We start from the raw sequence: 24137 nt of genomic DNA, 5'->3' as shown, positions 1-24137 counted from the left end.
TGACTTCTCCTACGCATCACGCACATCACTTATACGTCACGTACACATCACGCACTCACGGCCTGCGCCACTCCCTGCCGTCCTGCTCCAGAAGCTCCTCGGCCTCCTGCGGGCCCCACTCCCCGGCCGGATACTGGGCGATCTCGCCGCCGTTCTCGCTCCAGCCGTCGAGCACCGGCTGGAGTATCGCCCATGCCCCCTCGGCCTCGTCCGAGCGGATAAACAGCGTCGGGTCGCCGAGCATCATGTCGAGTAAGAGCCGCTGGTAGGCGTCGGGCGCCTCTTCGAGGAATGCCGCGCCGTAGAGCAGATCCATGTTCACCGAGGAGACCTCGAAGCCCGCCCCCGGCACCTTCGCGCCGATCTTCAGGGAGACGCCTTCCTCGGGCTGGACCCGGATCACGAGCACGTTCGGCTCCAGGTTGCGCGTGCCGACGAAAGGCGTGTGCGGCGTCTGCTTGAACTGGATCGCGATCTCCGTCGACTTCTTGGGCAGCCGCTTGCCAGAGCGGATGTAGAAAGGTACCCCGGCCCAGCGCCAGTTGTCCACGAGCAGCTTCAGCGCCGCGTAGGTCTCGGTCGTCGAGTCCTCGGCGACGTCCTCCTCCTCGCGGTAGCCGGGCACCTTCTCGCCCCACACCCAGCCCGAGTCGTACTGGCCGCGTACCGCGTACCGGTCCACCTCATCCTCCGGTATCGGGCGGACCGCTTTGAGGACCTTGACCTTCTCCGCCCGCACCGAGTCCGCGTCGAACGCGACCGGCGGCTCCATCGCCGTCAGGCACAGGACCTGCATGACGTGGTTCTGGACGATGTCGCGCAGGGCCCCGGCCTCCTCGTAGAAAGCGCCCCGGTCGCCCACGCCGTCGCTCTCTGCGACCGTGATCTGGACGTGATCCACGTAGTGCTGGTTCCACACCGGCTCGAAGATGCCGTTGGCGAAGCGCAGGGCCAGGATGTTCTGGACCGTCTCCTTGCCCAGGTAGTGGTCTATGCGGTAGATCTGGGACTCGTCGAAGTGGCGCTTTATCTCCTGGTTCAGATACTGCGCGCTCTGGAGATCGCTGCCAAAGGGCTTCTCTATGACGAGCCGCGAGTAGCCGCCCTCCTGGACGTTCATCCCGACCTCGCCGAGCTGCTCGACTATCGGGGGGAAGAGCGACGGCGACGACGAGAGGTAGAACACCCGGTTCCCCGAGGTGCCGCGCTCCTCGTCCAGGTTCGCCAGAAAGTCCTTTAGCTCCTTGTAGGTGTCGGGCTCCTTGGAGTCGCCGGGCAGATAGAAGATGCCCTTCGAGAAAGAGTCCCACACGTCCTCGCTGATCTTGCCGGGCCTCTGCTCCTCGAGCCCCTCGCGCAGCTTCTGCCGGAACTCGTCGTGGCTCATCTCCGTGCGGGAGATGCCGACCACGGCGAACTCCATCGGCAGCCGGCGGGAGGCGGCGAGGTCGTAGAGAGCGGGCACCAGCTTGCGCGAGGTCAGGTCGCCGGAGGCCCCGAAGATCACGATAGCCGCCGGCTCCGGCATCCGGGGCAGCCGCGAGTCGTCCCGGAGCAGGCCCTCGGTGTCCGGAGACTGGGCTCCCTGGGCCGTGGTCTCAGCCATCCTGCCCGCTCTCCCTGGCGCCGGCCTCCTTTATGGTGTGGCCGCCGAACTGCTGCCGCAGGGCGGCGATGGACTTCGCGGCGAAGGACTCGTCCTGGCGCGAGGCGAATCGGGCGTACAGCGACTCGGTTATTACCGGCGCGGGCACGTCCTCGTTTATGGCCTCCTGCACGGTCCAGCGGCCCTCGCCGGAGTCGTTCACGTACCCGGCGACGCTTTCGAGGTGCGGCTCGTCGGCGAAGGCGCGCTCGGCGAGCTCCAATAGCCAGCTCCGCACGACGCTGCCCTGGTTCCACAGGTTGCTCACCGCTTCGAGGTCGAAGTCGTACTGGCTTTTCTCCAGGATCTCGAACCCTTCCGCGTAGGCCTGGAGCATCCCGTACTCGATGCCGTTGTGGACCATCTTCGTGAAGTGGCCCGCGCCCGCGCCACCGAGATAGGAGTATCCGTTGGCCGGGGCCAGGGTCTTCAAGGCGGGCTCTACGTGCTCGTAGGCCCCCCGGTCGCCGCCGACCATCGTGCAGTAGCCGACCTCATACCCCCAGACGCCGCCGCTGATCCCGGCGTCCAGATACCGGTAGCCCTTACCGGTTAGCTCTTCGGAGCGCCGGATGGAGTCCCTGAAGTACGAGTTGGCCCCGTCCACGATGATGTCGCCCTCGTTACCCAGATCGGCGAAGGAGTGGAGCATCTCGTCGGTTACGTCCCCCGCCGGGAGCATGCTCCACATCACGCGCGGCCCGTCTGAGCTTCCCGAGCCGCCCAGCTTCTCCACGAACTCCCCCGGGCCCTGTGCGCCCTCGGCTCCATAGCCGACCGCCTCCTGTATAGGCCCGGCCGAGCGGTTGCCCGCCACGACGCGGTGGCCGTCCTCGGCCAACCGGCGCACCATGTTCGCCCCCATGCGCCCGAGGCCGTAGATACCAATGTCCATGCTCTCTCCCTCTCTTCGAAGCTATCGGCAATTTCAGCAATTAGAGGTCAGCCGTCAGCTATCTTGCTCTCGATTGCTATCGCTGACGGCTGACACCTGAAAGCTGAGCGCTCTATCCAGCCACCTCATGGGCGGCGCGCTTTATACCCTCGGCGTCTATGCCGGCCTCGTTCATAAGCTCCGCGCCGGAGCCAGATCCCGGCATGTGGGTTACGGCGAGGTGCCGGTAGGCCACGTCGGAGGCCCCGTTCTCGGCCAGCGCGGAGAGTACGGCCTCGCCAATACCGCCCTCGGACCAGTGGTCCTCGACGACCACGAGCCTACCGCCGGTCGCCCGCACGGCCTCGCTTATGGTGGCGGCGTCTATGGGCTTTACCGAGTAGGCGTCTATGACGCGGGCGGAGACGCCCTCGCTGGCGAGCTCCTTCGCGGCGGAGAGCGCCTCGTGCAGGGTGACGCCCGCGCCGACTATCGTTACCGAGTCGTCCTCGGAGGAGCGCAAGACCTTGCTGCCGCCTACCGGGAAGGACTCGTTTGCGTCGTAGATCACGGGCGTACCCGGCCGGTTGGTGCGCATGAAGCAGATGCCCTCGGTGTCGGCCATCTCGGCCACGAGCTTGGCAGCCTGGTTCGCATCCGACGGATACAGCACGGTCGAGCCGTGGACGGCGCGCATCATGGCGAGGTCCTCCAGTGCCATCTGCGACGGGCCATCCTCGCCGATGGAGATACCGGCGTGAGAGCCACAGAGGTTGATGCTGGCCCGGCTTATGGCGGCCATGCGGATAAAGTCATAGGCCCGGGTGAAGAACGCGGCGAAGCTCGACGCGAACGGGACCCGGCCACCGACCTGCATCGCGACCGCCGTCGAGACGAGCTGCTGCTCGGAGATGTACATCTCGAAGTAGCGGTCGGGGTGGGCGCTGGCGAAGTCCGCCGAGTGGGTGGAGTTGCTGACCTCGCCGTCCATCGCGACCACGTCCTCGCGGGCCTCGCCGAGCGCCGCTATCGCCGCGCCGTAGGCGGCGCGGGTGGCGGCCTTGTCGCCGACCTCCCACTCCGGCAGGGAGAGAGAGCCGGTCACGCCGCTACCAAAGGTCTTGTCCTTGTTCTCGGGCTTTGCGACCTCTACGGTCGTGCCCTGGTTGCCGCCGAGCTCCTCGATGGCCTCGTCCTCGCGGCCCTCCTCGACCGGCTTGCCGTGGACGCCGTTCTGGTTTTCGAGCCAGGAGACGCCGGAGCCTTTTATCGTCTTGGCGACGATAAAGGTCGGCTTGTCGTTGCTCTGCACTGCCTCGGAGTAGGCGCGGTCTATCTCCTCGGGGTCGTGGCCGTCTATCTGGACCACGTCCCAGCCGAACGCTTCGGCGCGGGCGGCGTAGGCGTCGCCGTTCCAGCCGTCCATCGTCTCGCCGGTCTGGCCGAGGCGGTTCATGTCCAGGACGGCGGTCAGGTTGCCCAGGTTGTAGAAGGCGGCGTGCTGGAACGCCTCCCACATGGAGCCCTCCGCCATCTCGGAGTCGCCGCAGAGGACCCACACCCGGGAGTCTAGGCCGTCGAGGTACTTGCTCTCTAGCGCGATCCCGACGCCTATCGGGAGTCCCTGGCCGAGCGAGCCTGTCGCAACGTCCACCCACGGGATGCGCGGGGTCGGGTGGCCCTCCATACGGCTGCCGAACTGGCGGAAGGTGAGAAGCTCATCGTCGGTTATGGCCCCGGCGGCCTTGTACATGGAGTACAGCAGCGGCGAGGCGTGGCCCTTGGAGAAGATCAGGGTGTCGTTCGCCGGGTTGTCGGGGTTGTCGAAGTCGTAGCGCAGGTAGCCGGTCATCAGACCGGCCATGAGGTCAGCGCCGGACATCGAGGACGTTGGATGCCCCGAGCCGGCGGCGCTGCTCGACCGTACGCTGTCCACCTTGAGCTGCCGCGCCAGGGCGGATAGCTGCTCTGTGTCCGTTTTTCCTTGTCTGGTCCTCGCCACTCTTACCTCCTGGGTCTTTCTATGTCTGCCGGATCTTCTAGGCTGTTCCGGGTCGTGCCGGCCCGCTTGTGTAATTTACGTAACTTACGTAACTTTTTTAACCGACGAGCCTGCGGCTCTCCTGCCGGATCTCGCCCATCAGGTCGTCGAAGGAGTCGGCGAACTTCTGCACGCCCTCCCTCTCCAGCGTGTCGGTCACGTCCTCGTAGTCTATGCCGGCCTCTTCCAGCTCCTGCACGAACCTGCGGGCCTCGTCCACGCCTTCCTGGATCGTGCCGGGCTTTATCTCGGCGTGGTCCTTTACGGCGTCGTAGGTGGAGTGTGGCATGGTGTCCACGGTATCCGGGCCGACGAGCGCCTCGACGTAGGCGGTGTCGCGGTACTCGGGGTTCTTTACCGAGGTAGACGCCCACAGCGGACGCTGGCGGTTCGCGCCTTTGGACTCCAGCTCCTCCCACTCGGGGCCGGAGAAGATCTCCTCGAACTCGGCGTAGGCGAGCTTGGCGTTCTCGATGGCCAGCCGACCCTGGAGGTCCTGACGGCCGATCTTGTCCAGCCGCTTGTCGGCCTCGGAGTCCACGCGGCTTACGAAGAAGCTGGCGACGCTCGCCACGTTGGAGGGGTCGCCGCCGTTCTCCACGAGCCGGGAGAGACCCCGGATGTAGGCGCGGGTAACCTGCCGGTAGCGTTCGAGGGAGAAGATCAGGGTCACGTTTATGGAGCGGCCGCGCGAGATCATCTCCTCGATGGCGGTCAGGCCGGGCTCGGTGGCCGGTATCTTTACCAGCAGGTTCGGCCGGTCCACCATCTCGTGCAGGCGCTGGGCCTCCTCGACGGTCGCGTCGGTGTCGTAGGCGAGGTCGGGCGAGACCTCCAGCGAGACGTGGCCGTCCTTGCCGCCGGTCTTGTCCCATACCGGGCGCAGGAAGTCGCAGGCGCTGGTGATGTCGTCGCGGGCGAGGGCGAGGAAGATCTCCTTCGGCTCCTCGTTCTGGCGCGAGAGCTCGGCGAGCTGCTCGTCGTAGAGCGAGGACTCGGAGATGGCCTCCTGGAAGATGGTCGGGTTCGAGGTGATCCCCGTTACCCCTTCGTCCACGAGGCCCTGGAGGTTCCCGCTCTCCAGATCGTCGCGTGAGATCGAGTCTATCCAGACGCTCTGTCCGGCGTCCTGGAGCTTACCTATACGTTCGTTCATCTCTACCTCCTGTAGCCCTCCCGTGGGCGGGGCTAGACTTTGCTGCCTACCTGGGTACCAGTCTACCCACAACAACCACCCGCGCTAACCCCCCGGGGCGTGATCTACCCGAAACAACCGAGTCGCGGGGAGCACAAGGATCACGTCGAACAGGGCCCGTTCCCCGGTGGGTCGTGGGACCGGACGCAAGCAACTGCAGACAGCCGCGGGTCTGTTGAGCCGGGGGCCGGACCTTCGAAAGATCCTCGCCCCCGCCACGATTCTGGCTTAGATACCGTACTGGTCGCGCACCAGCTCCGCGAGCCCGACGTCTTCGAGCCGGCTCATCGGCACGGTCATGGTTACGGTCACGACGCCGGGGTGACGGCCGATCTCAACGCCGCCCGCTATCGTTACCCGGTTCATCACCTCTCCGAGATCCATGCCCGAGAGGGCGGACATCCTTTCGAGGCCGTTGTCCGTGGCGGCGTTGAGGTCCGCCCCGGAGCCGATGGTCTGCACCGGCCCCACGGGCTCCGGCTCGGGCTGGCTCTGGCTCCGGGCGAGGGACAGGATGTCGCTCCACTCCCGCTCGGTGAAGGGCTTTGCCAGAAACGGCAGGTCCTCCTCGGGCGGCAAGAGTATCGGGCCGTCGTTTTGCAGGCCCTTTATCACCGCCGCCACCTCTAGCTCGGCCTCGCCGGAGACGTCCGTGGTGTGACCGGCGATCTCGCCGTCGCCCTGGTTGGCGTGCATGTCGCCGATGTAGATCCCGGCCCCCGCGACCTTGGTCGGGCAGATGAGCACCGCTCCCTCGCGCACCGAGTCCACGTCCATGTGGCCGTCGGTCTTTGCCTCGGCGAGCTCCTCCTCGGTCAGGGAGAACTCGTGGTCGGCCCCTATGAGGAACTGCCCGAAGTCCCCGGCGTTGTGGGAGTCCGGGAGATCCCGGGCCGGCGTGGAGCCGACGTTGCCGAGGAACGGCCTCAGCCGGCTCGGCACGCCCGTCACGTCGGAGAGGGCGAGGGCGCTGATCGGGTGCTGCTCGGCGTTACCGGGCAGGGCCATCTCCTCGGCGGCGTTCCCGGCGAGCTCCTCGGCCCGTTCCTTGGTGAGGGTTATCCCGACTTGTCCTTCGTGGTCGAACGCGATGGTGTAGCCGGAGGGCACCTCGAACGAGCTGGCCGGCGCGCCGCAGCTCGCGCACCGCACGGCGTCCCGACCCGTGCCTTCGAGGGTGGTGGAGGGGTTCATCGCGCCGCACTCGCCGCAGACGTGGTCCACGAACGGGTCGCACACGAAGCGGCCGTCCACCATCTTCATCGTCCCCGAGGCGGTGACCCTGGAGGTAACCTCGACCCGCTTTACCCGGAGGGCGACGCCGTCACCGACCTCCGCGCCGTCTATGGCGACCGGCTGCGTCACCTCGTGGCCGCCCTTGAAGTGGGGCGTGATCATCGGTCCCCAGCATCCGGGCGCCGTGTTCGACGTTATCCTGCCACCGACCGAGACGGGTCCCTGTACCGGCTGGCTCGGACCTACCACGCCCCGCGTGTAGCGGTCCACCTCCACGATCTTGAGCGGCTCCACCTGCATGAGCATCCCTTTCCCTAGAATATACTCCGATCATACACACTCCCGCCTCCGGGCTCCAACGCCGGGCGCGGCCGGGGCTCCCGGAGCCGAAACATCTAGGGTGCCGTGAGAGCCTTGATCGCGAGCCCGAATGTAGTCTTCGCGGCCTCCCCGGTGAGCGGGGTGTCCTCGATCTCCCGGATGACCCGCATGAGCGCCGGTCTGCGCTCCGAAAGCCCGCCGAAGGCGGCGTTGCGCTCGGGATCGTCGGCGAGTATGGCCCCGCCCGGTCGTAGATACTTCCAGGCGAGATCCAGCTCGTAAGCCATGTTCCTGCGGGTGTGCAGGCTGTCGTGGACGAACAGTCCCACGCTACCGAGCTCCCGCAGGAGCCCGGGCAGCACCCTCCGGCTCGCCCCCCGGTGGAGATGCCAGCCGTCTGTATCTCCGGTGGAGCCGTTACACCCGGCGGCGATCCCCCAGAAACGCCCGGCTTCGCGGCGGAGCGGCGGCAGGTCCACGCTGTGGAGATCGCCGCCGCCGTTCTCCCGCAGGGCCGCCAGCAGGAAGGCGCTGCTCACCCCGTGGGCCACCCCGGTCTCGACCACCCTCTCGGGCCGCACGAGCCGGCACAATAGGTAGCAGCAGCGGGCAAAGACCACGTCCGCCGTCCAGCGGGCCTCGAACGGGTCCTGCTTGCTGATGCCACCGAGAAGCTCGCGGGTCCGCCGTTCGGTCTCGGCTAGCGCGGTCTCCCCCAGTATCCGCGACACGTCGGCGACGTTACCGGAGTCGCTGGATGTGGAGGCGAGCTCCGGGATTACCTCGTCGAGACCGACGGTGCCGTATGGCGCGGGGGGTCTACGAACCGTCTCCGAGAGGAGATCCAGGTACCCGGCGGCCCGGTCGTACGCCTCAACCGGACGCGCCGGGGCCAGCGCCGCGAGCCGCAGCATCTCCGCCGGGAGCTTGTGGTAGGCCCGCCCGCTCAACCGGCTCCGTCCCGGGGCTCGCGGTCTTCTCCGGCCAGCCGCGCCAGCAACGCCCGGTCGGGCTTCATACCGGAGTCCTCCTCCGGCCAGGGGTGGAAGGCGACCGGGATCATGAACCGCGGCAGCATCGGCCCGAGCGCCGCAGAGAGGGCCCCGCCGTCCACGCCCGCGGACCCGTCTCCGGGCCGGACGAAAGCCACCGGCCTATGACCGAACTCCGCGTCCGGTACGGGCACCACGACGGCGTCCTCGACCCCGGGTAGCCGTTTCAGGGCACGCTCTATCTCCTCCGGCTGCACGTTCTCACCGCCGGAGACGAACATGTTGTCCCGGCGGCCCCGGACGGTTAGATAGCCGTGATCGTCCAGCGAGCCGAGGTCTCCGGTGTGTAACCAGCCGTTCTCGTCGGTGGGGTCGTGGAGCTCGCCGCCGTCGAGGTAGCCGAGAAAGAGGGTCCTGCCGCGGACCAGGATCTCGCCCTCCTCCGAGATCCGCAGCTCGCGGTTCGGCAACACCCGTCCGGAGGTGTGCAGCGTCTCTCGCGGGGCGCCCGGCGGGGTGGTCGTGATCTGTGAGGACATCTCGGTCATGCCGTAGCTGGTGTGCACCGGCAACCCGGCCCCGGCGGCGGCGTCGAGGAGGGCCTCCGGCATCGCCCCGCCGCCGAGCAGCACGGCGCGCAGGGTCTCGGGCAAGACGCTCTCCCCGAGCAACCGCCGGAGCTGGGTGGCGACGAGCGAGGCGTGGGTAGCCCCGAGCCGGACGGCGGCCTCCCCCACGGGCTCGCCGGGACTCGGCAACGCGATCGCCGCGCCGGAGACGAGGCAACGGAACATCACCCCGAGACCGCCGACGTGATAGAAGGGCAGCGGCGCGAGCCAGTGGTCGCCCGGGGCCAGCGGGAGGTTCTCGTTGGAGCCGAGCGCGCTGTAGTAGTGGTTGCCCAGGGAGTGTAGCGCGGCCTTCGGCCCGCTCGTGCTGCCGGAGGTAGACACCACAGTCGCCGGCGCATCGAGGTTCCAGAGGCACCATTCACCGCCGTAGAGCCCCTTGCCGCCGTCCAGCTCCTCTGAGCCCATCTCCTCCGGGTACAGTACGGTTACGCCCTCTGGTACCCGGGGAGAAGGGTCCGGGGCCGAGATCATGGCCCGGCACCCGGCCCGCTCCAGTAGCGGCGGTACGGCGGCCGCCGGCACGCGCGTGCTCACCGGGACCGCGACCATTGCGGCGCGCAGCAGGGCCAGGATCAAGACCACGTACCGCTCGTCCTGCGGCAGGTACAGCCCGACGCGGGAGCCGGGCCCGCAAGTTTCGCGCAGGGACGCAGCGGCGTGGGCCACGCGCCGGTCGAGCTCGACGTAGGATATGGTCCCGGACCCGATCACGGCCGGTGCATCTGGCCTTCTCTCGGCGGCGACCCGCAGCGGGCAGGGCACTGTCCGGCTCAAGGCTTCGCCCCCACCGGCTCCAGATACAGTGGGTCTATCTCCCGATGCTGGCCGAGCAGGGCCGATACATCCAGGGTCGAGCCGAGATCCAGAGCCGGCCTCAGCGTGTCCGCGCCGAGCCTGCGGTACGTGTCGAGGCCGGCGGGCTCACCCCCACCGGGTAGCGCGGCGGCGAGCGCGACGAGCCCGAGCGTCCCGACCCCGCTCTCGAACGCCGAGCTAACGACCGCCTTCATGCCGAGGTCGTCGGCGCGGGCGGCGAGCGCCAGGGAGCGTGAGATCCCGCCGAGCAGCGTCGGCTTGAGCACGACGGCGGTGGCGTAGCCGTGCTCGGCGAGCCCGGCGGCCGGTATCCCGACCAGAGACTCGTCCAGCGCGACCGGCAGCCTGCTCTCTCTAGCGAAGCGCGGCAGCAGCGTGGCGTCCGCCAGCGGCTCCTCGACGTACTCGACCTCCACCCCCAGGATGCCACGGGCGAACTCCAGCGCCTCGGTGAGGCTCCAGGCTCGGTTGGCGTCCAGCCGCAGCGAGACACCCTCCAGCTCACCGGCCACATGCCGCACGAGCCTTGCTTCCTCATCCACCTGCCGGCGGCCGACCTTGAGCTTCACGGCCCGGTACCCGGCCTCCCGCATCCGGCGCGCCTCGGCGGGCGCCTCATCGGGCCCGGAGGAGATCAGGGCATTCAGCTCCACGCTCCCGCGAGGCACGGACGAGAGCAGCCGCGGCAGGGTCTCGCCGGAGGCAGCGGCCCTCAGGCTCAGATGTCCGAGCTCCAGCGCGAACCGGACCGAGGGATACGGCTCCTCCACGCCCTCCCCGGAGGAGAATGCGGCGAGCTGTCGCGCGGCCTCCTCCACGCTCTCCCGGCTAAAGCCCGGCAGCGGCGCGGCCTCGCCCCAACCGGAGTTGCCGTGCTCGTCGCGAAGCTCCAGCAGCGCGCCCTCGCGCCTCGAACCGGCGTCTCCGGCGGCAGCCCCGTCGGAGAGCGGCAGAGTGTAGCGGTAGACGGTGGCGGAAGCTGTCTCAGGCTCGATCACGGGCTCAGTCTAGCGCGTAGGAGCCAGCGCCTACACTCGCCGATGGCTGGACGCCCACGGTTGAAGGCTAGAATCTAGGGCCGGCGCGGGAACCTGGAGAAGTCCGCCTCGCGCTTCTCCTTGTAGGCGTCGCGGCCCTCCTGAGCCTCCTCGGTGCCGTAGAAGAGCAGGTTCGCGTCGTGGGCGAGCTGCTGTATGCCGGCGAAGCCGTCTTCGTGGGCGTGAAAACTCGCCTTGAGCAGCCTGAGCGCAAACGGCGAGTGGGACAGCATCTCCCGGCACCACGCGACCGTCTCCTCTTCCAGATCTGCAAGCGGCACCACGGTATTCACCAGCCCCATATCCAGCGCCTCCTCGGCGGAGTAGCGGCGGCAGAGGAACCAGATCTCCTTCGCCTTCTTCGGCCCCACGAGCTGGGTGAGGATAGACGCCCCGTATCCACCATCGAAGCTCCCGACCCTCGGCCCAACCTGCCCGAACCGGGCGTTGTCCGCGGCTATCGTGAGGTCGCACAAGAGGTGCAGCACGTGCCCTCCGCCGATAGCCCACCCCGCGACCATCGCCACTATAGGCTTCGGGCACCGCCTGAGCTGCACGTGGAAGTCCGTAACGTCGAAGCGCCCCACGGACGCCCCTTCCGGCGTGCGGCTCGGGTTATCTGGATCGTCAAGGTAGCCCGCGTCACCGCGCACCCGCTGATCCCCGCCCGAGCAGAACGCCGCCTCCCCCTCGCCGGTCAGGATGATGACGCCCACTTCTTGATCGTCGCGGGCGTCGTCGAGCGCCCGCTGCATCTCCTTCACGGTAAGAGGCCGGAACGCGTTCCGCACCTCGGGGCGGTTTATGGTGATCTTGGCGATCCCCTCCGCCTTCTCGTACCGGATATCCTCGAACTCCCCCGCCTGCTGCCACTGTATGCTAGTCATGGTGGGGATTATAGAGGGAAGATGCCGGCCTGCTACAACGCCAGCACTAGCCGGATGCCGTCATCCACCCGCAACATGACTCGGTCCTCTACTCGACCGGCACGCTCCACGAGGAAGGATCTATCCACGGTAACGAGCTGTGAGACGTTCACGACCGATTCTCTGGATAAACCGGTATCTTCGACCTCGACCGGCACGTTACCCGGCGCCTCCGCCAACCGCAGGTTCGTAGTCAGCGCCGCCGCGATCACGGTCCCGATGCGGCTCTCGTTGAACTCGTCGGACTGCACGATCAGGACCGGACGCCGATAGCCCGGCTCGGAAGCCTCTGGTCCGGACAACCCGGCCCACCAGATCTCACCGCGCCGGATTACCACTCTTCTTTCGGTAAGCTACGGGATTGTAGCTGCGACAAGCCAGGCTCAAGAGTACCCGGATCGGCTCCGTAGATCTCATCCAGCCGCTCGGTAACGCCCTCACTGCGGTGCTCGCGCAAGTATTGCCGGATCGCGGCGGCGTAAAGCTCGCTGCGTGACATCCCCTTCCTGCCGGCAAATTGCTCCGCAGACTCGAAAAGTTCGTCGGATATGGATATGGCAGTCTTCATAGGGTAAGTATAACCGAAGTTATACCGAATGCCTGGCGACCATACCTCTTTAACTACCCCTTGCCAATTTGAGAAAGCTTTGGGCTGATTGGTTAGCTACTAGATTCAAATAAATATAGACAGAATCAACGACACTGCAGCCACAAAAAGTGATGTTACTGATACTAAAGTGGCAGTACGATACTTCCTGTTTTCTTCTTGTAAAGAGGCGAGTATAGATACAACATAAGGGAAGTTAACGCAGTGCCAATCTTCCTCAACTTCCCTCGCAAAGAGATGAACCATCTTGTCATCTTCAGTGCGATATCCGTATCTTTCATCTAAGTGATAGTAGAGTCGGCCAAAAACTATATCCCCATCCGTCTTCAACTCGCCTGCTACCTCATCAACGCTGATAGGCACATATATTCTGCTGCTTCTGATAGGTCTATCTTCGGAATGATTTAAGAAGTCTTCATAGTATTTTTTATATATCACATTTAACATATCGAGGTCGGTAGGTAGCTTGCTCCACTCGATCCGTTTCTTTCTAGCTTCCTTTGTTGCCACTCATAGTTCTTCTGTAAAACTCTTACTGTTTTCATATACTCCCCGGTAGCTTCAGCATGCACACTATGTCCCGCACCAGGTATCGTAACTACTTGCACCTCCGCCCTCACCCTCTCCATCTCCCGCGCAATCCGAACGAACTTCTCATCCTCCTCCCCCACAACGAGCAGCGTAGGCACGCTCAAATTTGACAGCTCCTCCCATAGTGACGGCTGACTACCAGTGCCCATCGCGCGCAGGGAGCGGGCTAGCTCGTGCGGGTCGTTGTGCAGACGGGACTCGATGGTGCGGCGCAGCAGTCGCTCGTCGCGGGCGAGGGTGGCAAAGAGGGGCTGTCGGTACCAGTCCTCGACGAACTCTTGGAAGCTTTCGGTCTCCAGGCGCTGGGCCAGCCTCTCGTCGGCGGCGCGGCGGGCAGCACGCTCTTCCTCGGTGGCTAGGCCGGGGGAGGCGCTTTCGAGCAGGAGGCGGTTTACGCGTTCGGGATGGCGGAGGGCCAGGTACAGCGCGAGGCGACCGCCCATCGAGTACCCGGCGACGGCGCAGCGGGTCACGTCTTCGGTATCTAGTAGCGCGAGCAGGGTGTTGGATGCGCCTTGCATGGTGTAAGCGTCCGGGTACGATAGTCCGGTGGAGGCTCCGTGGCCGGGGAGGTCCGGTATCAGTAGCCGGTAGTCTTCGGAGAGGGCGTCCGCTACCTCCTCCCACTCCGACGACGAACCCATGAAGCCGTGCAGGAGCAGTAGCGGCGGCGCGTCAGCCGGGCCTGTCGTGAGGTAGTGGAGGCCGGCGGCGTCAGGCATCCTGGAGGGCTTCAGATACCTCCCGCTGGAGGTCACGGTGCAGGGCGAGGTTCGTATCGCGGTTCGTTTTGACCTCGATCAGGGTGCTGGACCGGCGCTCAGCCGCTTCCCGGAAGGCCGCCGCGAAAGCCTCGCCGTTCCGGGGCCGCTCGTAGTGGAGGCCGAACATCGCGGCGGCGCTCTCGAAGCCGAGCCCGTGCGGGGTGCCAAAGTACGGCTCGAAGATGTCCCCGTGATCCGATACGGGCAAGAAGGAGAAGATGCCGCCGCCGTCGTTGTTTATCGCGACGACAACGAGTGGGTGAGGCAGGTTGCGGAGCATGGCGAGGGAGTTCAGGTCGTGGAGCAAGGCGAGGTCCCCGATCACGAGCACCGCCGGACGCCCGAGCCCGCGCACGAACCCCGCCGCCGAGGCGACCGTACCGTCTATGCCGCTCGCGCCCCGGTTCGTCGCCACTTGCGGCTCTGCTCCGCCGGTTCTAGCGTAGGCGTCCATGTCGCGCACGGGCATGCTGCTCGCCAGAAACAGTCCCCAGCCCTCGGCCAGTAACCGCGATACGGCGCGGGCCACGAGCGGCTCGCTCACCTCACCGCTTTCGGGTAGCGCACGGCCCAAGACCTCCCCTACCTCCTCCGACGCGCCGCTCCAACTCCGCAGCCAGGTCCGGGCGGAGGGCGATGGCTCCTGTTCTACGAGATCCGTTAGCTCGTCGCAGAACTTTGCTACGCCCGTCTCCACATTGTGGGTTACGCGGTGGTCAGGGTCGAAGCGGGCCGGGGACTCGTGGATCACGGCGTAAGGTGCGGGCGCGGCGCGAGAGACGAACTGCTGGAGGCGCTTGGATACGATGCGGCCGCCAACGTGCAGCACGGCCTCCGGCGCGTGAGCGGCGGCGAACTTCTCGTCCGCGAGGAGAAGATCGTAGTGGGCGGCGAGGTTTGGATAGTCTCCGCCCATACAACCGAGGCGCAGACCGGAGGCGATGTCCGGGAGCAGCGGCCAGCCCAAAGATTCCGCGAGGCGGAGCGCGGCTTTGCGTTCCGCGCCGGAACCCAAACTCCCCGCGACGATCAGGCCTCGCTCTACGGGTCGAAGGTCACGGTATAGCGTCTCTGCATCCGCGACCGGGCGGGATTCGGGGTACGTGGTGTACGGCTCGTCGCTCTCCAGCCAGCGCGAGAGGCCGGAGAGGTAATCCGCGCGATCCTCATCGTCGGGCGTGGGGGCGAGCGGCTCGCGGAAGGCGGCGTTCAGGTGGACCGGGCCGGGTGGAAGGCGGAGGGAGCGGTGTGCGGCTTGATCTGCTGCGGTGAGTACCATCGCCGGATCTATGCGGGAGTCGGGGGCGGGTAGGTCGAAGCTCCAGCGCGGGTAGCCTCCGAAGATGCCGGGCTGGTCTATGGTCTGGTTCGCACCCGTGTCGCGTAGCTCGGGCGGGCGGTCCGCTGTCAGGAGGATCATCGGCACCTCGTCGGTCGAGGCCTCGACGACGGCGGGGAGTCCGTTTGCGACCGCCGTGCCGCTGGTCGTGATCCAGACCGCAGGACGCCCGGTGGCCCGCGCATAGCCCAGGGCGGCGAAGGCGGTGCCGCGCTCGTCGTAGTGCATCAACACGAGCTCACGGGCCCGGGGATTCGCGGCGATGGCGCTGACGAGCGGGGTCGAGCGCGAGCCGGAGGCGAGGCAGAACAGGCCAGCGCCGCTTCGCAGGAGCTCCTCGATCAGGAGATCTGCCCAGAGCCGGGGCAGATTCGGGGCGTCGGTTATCACGGGCGGTGTCTTACCGGAGGCCGAGGATCGTGGCGAAGTCGGAGATCTTCTGCTCCACCTCCCGCCACTCCTCTTCGGGCTCGGAGCCTTGCACGATGCCGTTGCCGGAGTAGAGCGAGAGCCTGTGGCCCTCGACCAGCCCGGAGCGGATGCCGACGGCGAACTCGGCCGCGTCGTCCCCGATCCAGCCGACCGGACCGGCGTAGAAGCCCCGGTCGAAGGGCTCGACCTCCCGCAGAAAACGCCTGGCGGCCTCCTTCGGATGCCCGCCGACCGCCGGGGTCGGGCTCAGGGCGGAGAGCAGGTCCGCGTCGGTCACGCCCGCGCGCAGCCTGCCTCGCACGCCGGAGACCAGGTGACGGCGGGTGGCGAGCTTCATCTCGGAGACGCCTTCCTCGACCTCCAGCTCGTCGCAGAGCCCGGCCAAGGACTCCCTGATGCCCTTGCGGACGTGATCCTGCTCCCGGCGGAGCTTGCCGCTGTCCAGCAGCCGCCGCCGCAGCGTGTCGTCGCTCTCCTCAGAGTCGCCTCGCGGCAGGGTCCCGGCGACGGCCTCGCTCTGTATCTTCCGCCCCTCGCGCCGGTATAGCCGCTCCGGCGAGGCCCCGATAAAGGTTGCGCCGCCACCGTCGGGGCCCAGGCCGAAGTGGAAGGTGCCGGGTGTGGCGGCTTCCAGGTTGGCCAGGAGTAGCTCAGGATCCAGCTCGCCGGCGAACTCGAACTCGGCCCGGCGGGCGAGCACGACCTTCTCCAGCTCTTCCACATTCTCGAGCTCGCCGCCGCGAAATGCCGAGAGCGCGTGCCCGACGTTCAGGTCCCAGCCGGCGCGATCCGGGCTATCGAGACGGGAGATCGGCAGCGGAAGATCCCCGGCGAGCCCGCCGGAAGGCGACGCCGCCTCGGAAAGCCCGGCCAGTACCTCCTCTGGCCGGTCCGCGTCTCCTGGCAGCAGGAGGTTGCAGGCGAGCTCGGCGCCGCCCGCGCCCGAGATCAGCTCCAGCCTCGGCAAGACGAAACGCCAGGCCCCGAAGGGGGCCCAGGCGTCGGAGGCCTCTGTTTCGGGGTCGAAGCGCAGACCTCCGTAGTAGCGGGCTCCGCTGCCGGCGACGGCGGACTGTAGACGGCACAGCGCGGCGGGACCGCCGGTCGCGTCCGGGGAGATCAGGTCCGCCACGCCGGCGGCCGCGACGCTCCCGGCGTCCTCGCGCCCGGACCAGTAGACCTTTTCTCCGGGGGGCTGGACCGAGAGCCAGCGCAGAGGGTGCACCGGACCGACGAGGGGCTCTGACAGGCGCAATACGTGCCGCTCGTACGGCTCCCGGGCCGCGCGCGCCAGCGTACGCTCCACGCGGTCGGCGAGACGGCCGGGGGCGTCGGCGGACAGGGGTTCGGGCTGTGTGTGCTCTGCAAGATCGCGCATGTATCTTCTCCGGCGGCGCGGAGCTTCTGGGCTTCTGGTGGGACTTCTGGTCTTTCCGCGTCGCTCGTGGAAAAGTATCGCCTTCGTCACGCGCGGTTACAGTGTATCCGGGCACAAGTGACGGGGAACAAACCGCGCCGGCGCGCAAAAAGCGGCGGGCCCGGATCAGGCCCGCCGCCGAATCCTCTAGTATAGAGGCTAGCTCTCCTCCTCGACGACCTTCTGGTAATCGGCGGCGGAGAGCAACTCACTCTCTTCAGAGACCTGGACCTTGAGGATCCAACCCTCGCCGTAAGGGTCCTCGTTCACCTTCTCCGGGGCGTCTTCGAGCGCGGAGTTGACCTCCACGACCTCACCGCCGACCGGCGTGTTCAGGTCCGACACGGCCTTCACGCTCTCGACGCTGCCGAAGGTCTCGCCCGCCGAGACGTTGGATCCTGTCTCGGGCAGGTCCACGAACACCACGTCGCCGAGCTCGTCCTGGGCGTGCTCGGTTATGCCGACCGTCGCTACGTCGCCCTCGCGGCGCACCCACTCGTGGCTCCTCGTGTACTGCAGATCGTCCGGCAGATTCAACTCATCCCCCTGTTTGCTGTCTCGGCTACTCTCGACTACTTTATACGTCCCGCTTGTAGAACGGCAGTGAGACCACGCGAGCCCCGACGGGCTTGTCCCGGATCACCACCTCGAACGAATCTTCCACGTCCGCGGGCACGAGCGCAAGCCCTATCGCCTTCCCGAGCGTCGGCGAGTGGGTACCGCTCGTGACGTGACCCACCTCCTCGCCGTCCACCGCAACCGGGTGCTCGTGGCGGGCGATGCCGCGCCCGGTGATCTCGAACCCCACGATTTTCCGCGCCAGCCCCGCTTCCTTCTCCCGCCGCAGAGCCTCCTGTCCGATAAACCCACTCTCTTTATCCAGATGCACGGCGAAGGAGATACCTGCCTCAAGTGGCGTTATCTCCGCCGACAGCTCGTTGCCATACAGTGACATTCCGGCCTCCAGCCGCAGCGTGTCGCGCGCGCCGAGCCCGACCGGGGCCGTGCCGCCCTCGATGAGCCGCTTCCACACGCCGGGAGCGTCTCCGGGATTCAGGTAGATCTCGAACCCGTCCTCCCCCGTGTACCCGGTACGCGAGAGCAGCGCCGGCGCCCCCTCAAGCTCCGCCTCGACGAACCGGAAAGGCCGCACCGCCGAGAGGTCGGTGTCCGTTAGATGCTGCAACAGCCCGACGGCCTCCGGTCCCTGCAGGGCGAGCAGGGCCCAGTCGTCGGACTCGTCCGTGATCTCCACGTCCAGATCTGCGGTACTCTGCCGGAAGTGCGTCACGTCCTTCTCGCGGTTCGCGGCGTTCACCACGATCAGGTATTCATCCTCCCGGCGGTAAACGAGCACGTCGTCCACCGTGCCGCCGGTCTCGTAGCACACGGCGCAGTAGCCGGCCTGTCCGGTCTGCATGCGCGACACGTCGCGGGTAACGAGCCTTTGGACGGCGACCTCGGCGTCCGGGCCCCGGAACACGACCTCTCCCATGTGCGAGACGTCGAAGAGGCCGGCTTTCTCGCGCACCGCCGCGTGCTCGGCTTTGACCCCCTCGTACTGCACCGGCATCTCCCAGCCCGCGAAGTCCACGAGCTTGGCTCCTAACTCTTTGTGCTCTTCGAAGAGCGGCGTGCGCCGCAGAGTATCCGGTCCTTCCGAGGTTTCAGGAGGTTCGGAGGCCACGGCTACCACCGGGCCTTGAGCTTGCGGGCGGCCCGGGCCTCGTCTAGGCGACGGGTCGGCGCGGTGGTCGGGGACTCGGCCAGATCCTCGTCGTCGGTGTCGGCGAGTTGCAGTAGCGCCTCGACGAAGTCGTCCAGGGTCTCCTTTGACTCCGTCTCGGTCGGCTCTATGAGCATGGCTTCCTTGACGACCAGCGGGAAGTAGATCGTCGGCGGGTGGAAGCCGTGATCCAGCAGACCCTTGGCGATCTCCAGCGCCTTCTTGCCCTTCGGGGGCTGGACGACGACCTCGTGCTTGCACAGCTCGTCGTAGGGGACGCGGTAGGTGTCGCGCAGCCGGGCGCGGACGTAGTTGGCGTTCAGCACGGCCATGTCGGTGACGTCGCGCAGGTCGGGGCCGTGCAGCTTGATGTAGTTCCAAGCCTTCAGGATCACGCCGAAGTTGCCGAAGAAGCTCGTCATGCGCCCGATGCTCTTGTCGGGCTTTTCGAGGCTGTACTTATCTCCGCCTTTCGCCGCGACCGGGTCGGGGCGGAACGGGGCGAGGGTGTCGGTGCAGGCGATGGCGCCGCAACCGGGGCCGCCGCCGCCGTGGGGCGTAGAGAACGTCTTGTGCAGGTTGAAGTGCATGATGTCCACGCCGGCGTCGGAGGCCTTCATGCGGCCCATGTTTGCGTTCATGTTCGCGCCGTCCATGTACAGGAACGCGCCCGCGTCGTGAAGTATCTCGGAGATCTCGTGAATGTTGCGCTCGTACACGCCGCCGGTGTTGGGGTTCGTGATCATGAGTGCCGCGGTCGTGCCGTCTACCTTCTCGCGCAGCTCGTCAACGTCGACGCAGCCGTGCTCGTCGAGCCCGATCTCCTCGGCCTCGAACCCGGCCATCGAGGCGGTCGCCGGGTTGGTCCCGTGCGCCGTCTCCGGCACGAGTACGGTGGTGCGCCCGGTGTCTCCAACGTCCTCGAAGTACCGCTTGACCATCAAAATGCTCGTAAGCTCCCCCTGCGCCCCGGCGAGCGGGGCGAGAGACACGGCCGCGAGGCCGGACACCTCCGAGAGAAAGCCCTGGAGCTCGTACATCACGCGCAGCGCGCCCTGGGACTGGGCCTGAGGCTGCATCGGGTGCAGCCCGGCGAAGCCCGGCACCTGCGCGGCGGCCTCGTTCACGCGCGGGTTGTGCTTCATCGTGCAGGAGCCTAGCGGGTAGAAGTTGGTGTCTATGCCCCAGTTTCTCCGGGAGAGGTTGGTATAGTGACGCACCACCGTCGGCTCGTCCACCTCGGGCAGGTCTGGCTTCTCGGTGCGCCGCTGGCTCGCGGGCAGGATGTCCCCCACCTTCGTCTCCGGCACGTCCAGCTTGGGTAGGGTGAAGCCCCGGCGGCCGGGCCTTCCACGGTCCCGGATCAGGGTCCCCTCGGTACGCTCCTTGTTCTCCCTAAGCATTGGCTACCACCTCCGCAAACTTGTCCAGCTCTTCCTTGGTGCGCTTCTCCGTGACGGCGATGAGCATCGCCCCGTCTCCCGTATCCAGCCCGCCGACGATGCCGTTCTCCAAGAGCGCGGCGTTGGTCTTATCCACGTCCTCAAGCTCGACGGCGAACTCGAACAGGTATGGCGCCTCCGGGTAGCGCAGGCTAACGCCCTTCTCCTGTAGCCGGTCCGCCAGATAGTGGGCCTTGGAGACGGAGAGCTCGGCCACCTCGCGCAGGCCCTCCGGCCCCATCAGCGCGGTGTACACGGTCGCGGCGAGCGCGGTCAGCGCCTGGTTGGTGCAGATGTTGGAGTTCGCCTTGGCGCGCCGGATGTCCTGCTCCCGGGCCCGGAGGGTGAGCACGTAGGCGAGCCTGCCGTCCTCGTCCACGGTCTCGCCGCATATACGGCCCGGTAGCTGGCGCACGTTCTTCCCAGTCGTCGCCATGTACCCGGCGTAGGGCCCGCCGAACAGGAGCGGCATCCCCAGGGGCTGCGCCTCGCCAACGGCGATGTCCGCACCCAGAGCGCCCGGAGCTTCGAGCACGGCGAGGGCGGTCGGGTCGCAGACGGCGACGGCGAGCGCCCCGTTCTCGTGGGCCGCTCCGGAGGCCGCCTCGATATCCTCGACGACGCCGAGGTAGTTCGGGCTCTGCACGAACACGCCGGATACGTCGTCGGGGACGGCGGAGAAGTCGGTCGCGCCGTTCTCGAACGGCAGCTCGACGGTCTCGACGCGGTAGGTCTCTATGACCTGCCGGTAGCGCGGGTTGAGGCCCGCCGAGACCGCCACCTTCGCGTCGCGCTTGGCTAGGCGAGCCGTCATCAGGGCGGCCTCGGCGACGGCGGTTGCGCCGTCGTAGACAGAGGCGTTGGAGACTTCGAGGCCGGTTAGCTCGGAGATCATGGACTGGAACTCGAAGATCACCTGCAGCCCGCCCTGGCTGACCTCGGGCTGGTAGGGCGTGTAGGCGGTCAGGTACTCTCCGCGCTGCATCATGGAGCCGACGGCCGAGGGCACGATGCGGTCATAGGCCCCGGCCCCGATAAATAGCGGCATGCCAGAACGGTTCTCGGCGGCGGCCTTGTGGACGTCGGTGAGCGCCTCGTGCTCCGATAGCGCGGGCGGGAGATCCAGCGCCCCCTCGAACTTCGTCGGGACGTCGGCGAAGAGGTCGTCCAGGGTCTCGACGCCGACGGTGTCGAGCATCTCCCGGATGTCTTCCTCGGTGTGCGGTGTGAATCGCGCCACGGCGGTTCTACCCCCTTGGGTCTTTTTGGGCGGACGTACGGCTCTACCCGGCACGGCTCCTCGTAGCCCTCTGCCAAGCACTGCCACTACGCCCTGTCCCCGGACCTGAGAGTATTACTCCGTCGGCGCCGGTCCTAGCTAGATAGCTCCGACGAGCATCAGCGGACCGGACTCTCCAGGACGCCCTCCGGCTTGCGGTCCTTTTGCCTGAGAGATTCAGCCCGCGGAACTACCCCGCGAGCCTTTCACCTTCGGCGGCCGCACAAGCTCTCTGGAACCCGGCGACTCTCTCCCGCAGCCTTCTATGAGTTGACCAGAGACTAGCATATAACGTCCATCAAGCGTACTACGGATTGGATACGATCGTAGAGACAAGAGCTCCGACCGCCCCACCAGATACAGCAGATATGAGCGCTACTCTTATCTCAAGAGCAGTAAGCCGTCGAGTCTCGAAAATTTGCAAGAGGGAACTTACTTGCTTAGTTGGATACTTTTCCCGAGCATTCATTCTCTTGTCTACTAGATTTTTGATGTAAGGATAAGCGTCTGCCGTGTATACTTGGCTGTAAGAGTCTTGCAACATACTGTAAGATAATATGTCATTTGATTCAAATTCTGCTAGCGTCACAAAGGCCTCGTTTACTATGTTAGTGGACTTGAGTAACCTAGCTACGAAAGCCCTTGCCCCTTTACGCTGATGCAAGGCAGTCAAGGAGCGCGTTAGCTGATTGACTTGTTCCCAAGATATGCCTTTTTGCCGTTCTAGTTGAGCTATTAGATAGAAAAGATCCAATTCGGAGAGTATAGAAAACTTGAGTTCACTCAGAGCTTCGTTTGGCTCGGAAAATAGAGACTCATTGAAAAATATTTCGTATCTATCGTACGCTCGTGAGCGCTCTACCTCCAAGTCGAAATCCCAAGTATCTTCTTGTTCACTATCTCGGCCAATTAGGTAAAAATCTGCATGGATGGGGCTAGGTCCTGTGAACTGAAAATCGATTAGACCCTGCTGCCGCTCGAATTCCCGCTCTAGCAGTCTTCTGATTATTATGACTGCCTCGGAAGGCTCTGGCTCTTCAGTAGGGCTAATCAGCTCAATAGTAGCCACAGGAAAATGATACTCATAAAAAATCTCTACTCTAAAGCGTTCAGTAAAAGTAAGAGGCAAGTAAGATCTTGCGAACTCCCTCTGTACTCCTTTGGGAACAAGCAAATCAAATGAGATGTCTCCATGAGGGAGATGGGGATATGGAAAGCTCCCGGATTTGATGGATGGAGGACTGTCAAGCGATCCTAACTTTTCTTTGAGGAATTCATCGTCACAACTTGCTCTCACATTATCTACATTAGGGACGGCTCTGAGTGCCTTCTCTACCTCTTCCAGGAAGTCACTTACAGTAAAGTTATTAGGAGTAGGACCTCGCAATCCGAAATGGAAGCACCCGAATGCAAATGCTTGGTAATCCAAGAGCTAGGCTTCTCCTCGACGCCACCCGAATTGGTAACACCGAGCGATTATATAGTATTTTCGTCTTTTTAGAGATGGTCTATGATAACGAACAGATTGTGCCTTATCGATAGTGGGAATTCAGTTTCAGGTTTCATCAAAGGGAGGATCAAGGTTGTATAAGACGCTCGACCTAGCCAGGGCTTCGGCCTTTCTCCTGACGCTGACGCTCGCCACGGCTTTGGCGATTGGAGGAGCCGTGGACCGCGCCGAGGCGCAGCAGTCCGGTCCCGAGGTGGAGGCACAGTCCTGGGCGGTGGCCGACGCGGGCTCCGGGCGGGTACTCGCCAGCGAGAAGCCGGACGAGCAGATAAAGATGGCTTCGACCGCGAAGGTGATGACCGCCCTCGTTGCGCTTGAGAGCGACGCGGACCTGGACGAGCAGGTCGTGATCTCTCAGGGCGCAGAGGAGTACGTGGGCAACACCTACAGCAACATAGGCCTCATAAGCGGCGAGAGCGTGGAGGCCCGGGATCTCCTGGCGGCCTCGCTCATCCCCTCGGGCACCGACGCCGACTACGCCCTCGCCGAGTACGTCGGGGGCGGCAGCGTCGAGCAGTTCGTGCAGCAGATGAATCAGAAGGCCGAAGAGCTCGGCCTGGAGAACACCAACTTCACCAACCCCACCGGCATAGACGAGGAGAACAACTACTCTACCGCGTCCGACCTGCTCAAGATCACGAGCGCCGCGATGGAGTACGACCTGTTCCGCAAGCTCGTGGGCCAGACCCAGGCCACCATCGAGACCAAGGGCATGGAGGACCGGGAGATCCAGGTCTACACCACGAACGAGCTGCTCGCCCAGTACCCGCCCGCCACCGGCGTCAAGACCGGCACCTCGGGCAGCGCGGGCTACATGCTGATCTCCTCGGCGGAGGCCCAGGAGGAGTCGTACATCGCCGCCGTGCTCGGCGCGGACTCCCAGGAAGCCGTTACCACCTCCTCGGAGAACGTCCTGAACTACGCCTTCGGCAACTTCGAGCAGCGGCCGCTCGTTAAAGAGGGCCAGGTCTACTCAGAGAAGGAGATCCCGTTCCGGGGCCGCTCGATAGACCTCACGGCGGCGGACACGATCTCGTCCACCGTCGAGGAGGGCGCAGAGGTCGAGCGCCGGGTCCGGGGCGGCGAGCTGCCGCCTTCCGCAAAGAAGGGCGACGAGGTCGGACAGCTAGAGGCGATAGTAGACGGCGAAAGCGTCGGCACTACCGCCCTTATTGCCTCGAAGGGTTACGACGAGGCCTCCTTCTGGCAGAAGACCACGGGCCGGGTGACGGGCTGGGTCGGCGGCCTCTTCGGCTAGCCCGGGCTAGCTCTATCCCGGCTCTGTCCCGCCTCTAACTCCGATCTGCTTGTGAGA

The 24137-nt window shown here is 65.6% G+C and carries 20 protein-coding genes and 1 riboswitch; of the genes, 1 reads left to right on the top strand and 19 read right to left on the bottom strand.

The window, feature by feature from the left end:
- Window positions 1-55: 55 nt before the first annotated feature.
- From zwf to ABD53_RS16835, 19 genes are all read right to left on the bottom strand, one after another.
- Complete coding sequence (gene zwf / locus ABD53_RS05460; RefSeq protein WP_084709340.1) at window positions 56-1606, bottom strand: glucose-6-phosphate dehydrogenase; 1551 nt, start codon at window positions 1604-1606, stop codon at window positions 56-58.
- Window positions 1599-2540 carry a phosphogluconate dehydrogenase (NAD(+)-dependent, decarboxylating) gene (gnd, locus tag ABD53_RS05455; protein WP_047864761.1) on the bottom strand — a complete coding sequence of 314 codons (942 nt, stop codon included), beginning with the start codon at window positions 2538-2540 and terminating at the stop codon, window positions 1599-1601. Before gnd ends, zwf begins: the two co-directional genes overlap by 8 nt.
- A 112-nt stretch (window positions 2541-2652) precedes the next feature.
- Window positions 2653-4521 (bottom strand): transketolase, encoded by a 1869-nt coding sequence (locus ABD53_RS05450; protein WP_047864760.1) that lies wholly within the window; start codon window positions 4519-4521, stop codon window positions 2653-2655.
- Window positions 4522-4618: 97 nt separating this feature from the next.
- Entirely contained in the window at window positions 4619-5716 is a 1098-nt protein-coding gene (gene tal, locus ABD53_RS05445) for a transaldolase (protein ID WP_047864759.1), read from the bottom strand.
- A 267-nt stretch (window positions 5717-5983) separates the two neighbouring features.
- Window positions 5984-7291: an acetamidase/formamidase family protein gene (locus tag ABD53_RS05440; protein ID WP_200900297.1), complete on the bottom strand. Its 1308-nt coding sequence runs from the start codon at window positions 7289-7291 to the stop codon at window positions 5984-5986.
- 95 nt (window positions 7292-7386) lie between these two features.
- Entirely contained in the window at window positions 7387-8262 is an 876-nt protein-coding gene (locus ABD53_RS15750; protein WP_053057723.1) for a class I SAM-dependent methyltransferase, read from the bottom strand.
- Window positions 8259-9710, bottom strand: a complete 1452-nt coding sequence (gene menE / locus ABD53_RS05430) for an o-succinylbenzoate--CoA ligase (RefSeq protein ID WP_047864758.1) — start codon at window positions 9708-9710, stop codon at window positions 8259-8261. The genes ABD53_RS15750 and menE overlap by 4 nt, the downstream gene beginning before the upstream one ends.
- Window positions 9707-10750 (bottom strand): o-succinylbenzoate synthase, encoded by a 1044-nt coding sequence (gene menC / locus ABD53_RS05425; RefSeq protein WP_053057722.1) that lies wholly within the window; start codon window positions 10748-10750, stop codon window positions 9707-9709. Before menC ends, menE begins: the two co-directional genes overlap by 4 nt.
- A gap of 74 nt (window positions 10751-10824) precedes the next feature.
- On the bottom strand, window positions 10825-11676 hold the full coding sequence (menB, locus tag ABD53_RS05420) for a 1,4-dihydroxy-2-naphthoyl-CoA synthase (RefSeq protein WP_047864757.1): 852 nt from the start codon (window positions 11674-11676) through the stop codon (window positions 10825-10827).
- Between the two features lie 32 nt (window positions 11677-11708).
- A complete protein-coding gene (locus ABD53_RS05415; protein ID WP_047864926.1) occupies window positions 11709-12047 on the bottom strand; it encodes a type II toxin-antitoxin system PemK/MazF family toxin in 339 nt (112 codons plus the stop codon).
- 341 nt (window positions 12048-12388) lie between these two features.
- Window positions 12389-12760, bottom strand: coding sequence for a hypothetical protein (locus ABD53_RS16840; RefSeq protein WP_152670608.1), 372 nt, complete (start codon window positions 12758-12760; stop codon window positions 12389-12391).
- Between the two features lie 2 nt (window positions 12761-12762).
- Complete coding sequence (gene menH, locus ABD53_RS05405) at window positions 12763-13635, bottom strand: 2-succinyl-6-hydroxy-2,4-cyclohexadiene-1-carboxylate synthase (RefSeq protein ID WP_053057721.1); 873 nt, start codon at window positions 13633-13635, stop codon at window positions 12763-12765.
- Entirely contained in the window at window positions 13628-15406 is a 1779-nt protein-coding gene (menD, locus tag ABD53_RS05400) for a 2-succinyl-5-enolpyruvyl-6-hydroxy-3-cyclohexene-1-carboxylic-acid synthase (protein WP_200900295.1), read from the bottom strand. The genes menH and menD overlap by 8 nt, the downstream gene beginning before the upstream one ends.
- Before the next feature lie 10 nt (window positions 15407-15416).
- Window positions 15417-16826, bottom strand: coding sequence for an isochorismate synthase (locus ABD53_RS05395; RefSeq protein WP_053057720.1), 1410 nt, complete (start codon window positions 16824-16826; stop codon window positions 15417-15419).
- A 198-nt stretch (window positions 16827-17024) separates the two neighbouring features.
- On the bottom strand, window positions 17025-17402 hold the full coding sequence (gcvH, locus tag ABD53_RS05390; RefSeq protein WP_047864755.1) for a glycine cleavage system protein GcvH: 378 nt from the start codon (window positions 17400-17402) through the stop codon (window positions 17025-17027).
- Between the two features lie 40 nt (window positions 17403-17442).
- Window positions 17443-18510 (bottom strand): glycine cleavage system aminomethyltransferase GcvT, encoded by a 1068-nt coding sequence (gcvT, locus tag ABD53_RS05385; RefSeq protein WP_047864922.1) that lies wholly within the window; start codon window positions 18508-18510, stop codon window positions 17443-17445.
- Window positions 18511-18554: 44 nt separating this feature from the next.
- Window positions 18555-19994, bottom strand: a complete 1440-nt coding sequence (gene gcvPB, locus ABD53_RS05380; RefSeq protein WP_047864754.1) for an aminomethyl-transferring glycine dehydrogenase subunit GcvPB — start codon at window positions 19992-19994, stop codon at window positions 18555-18557.
- On the bottom strand, window positions 19987-21273 hold the full coding sequence (gcvPA, locus tag ABD53_RS05375) for an aminomethyl-transferring glycine dehydrogenase subunit GcvPA (RefSeq protein ID WP_053057719.1): 1287 nt from the start codon (window positions 21271-21273) through the stop codon (window positions 19987-19989). Before gcvPA ends, gcvPB begins: the two co-directional genes overlap by 8 nt.
- A 185-nt stretch (window positions 21274-21458) precedes the next feature.
- A riboswitch (glycine riboswitch) is annotated at window positions 21459-21578 on the bottom strand.
- Between the two features lie 41 nt (window positions 21579-21619).
- Complete coding sequence (locus tag ABD53_RS16835; RefSeq protein WP_152670606.1) at window positions 21620-22741, bottom strand: hypothetical protein; 1122 nt, start codon at window positions 22739-22741, stop codon at window positions 21620-21622.
- Between the two features lie 154 nt (window positions 22742-22895).
- On the opposite strand from ABD53_RS16835, the gene ABD53_RS05370 reads away from it, so the two are divergent.
- On the top strand, window positions 22896-24080 hold the full coding sequence (locus tag ABD53_RS05370) for a D-alanyl-D-alanine carboxypeptidase family protein (protein ID WP_047864753.1): 1185 nt from the start codon (window positions 22896-22898) through the stop codon (window positions 24078-24080).
- The last annotated feature ends 57 nt before the right edge of the window (window positions 24081-24137 follow it).

The sequence above is a fragment of the Rubrobacter aplysinae genome (assembly GCF_001029505.1).
GTDB lineage: Bacteria > Actinomycetota > Rubrobacteria > Rubrobacterales > Rubrobacteraceae > Rubrobacter_A > Rubrobacter_A aplysinae.
This window is presented reverse-complemented; position numbering and strand designations above follow the sequence as displayed.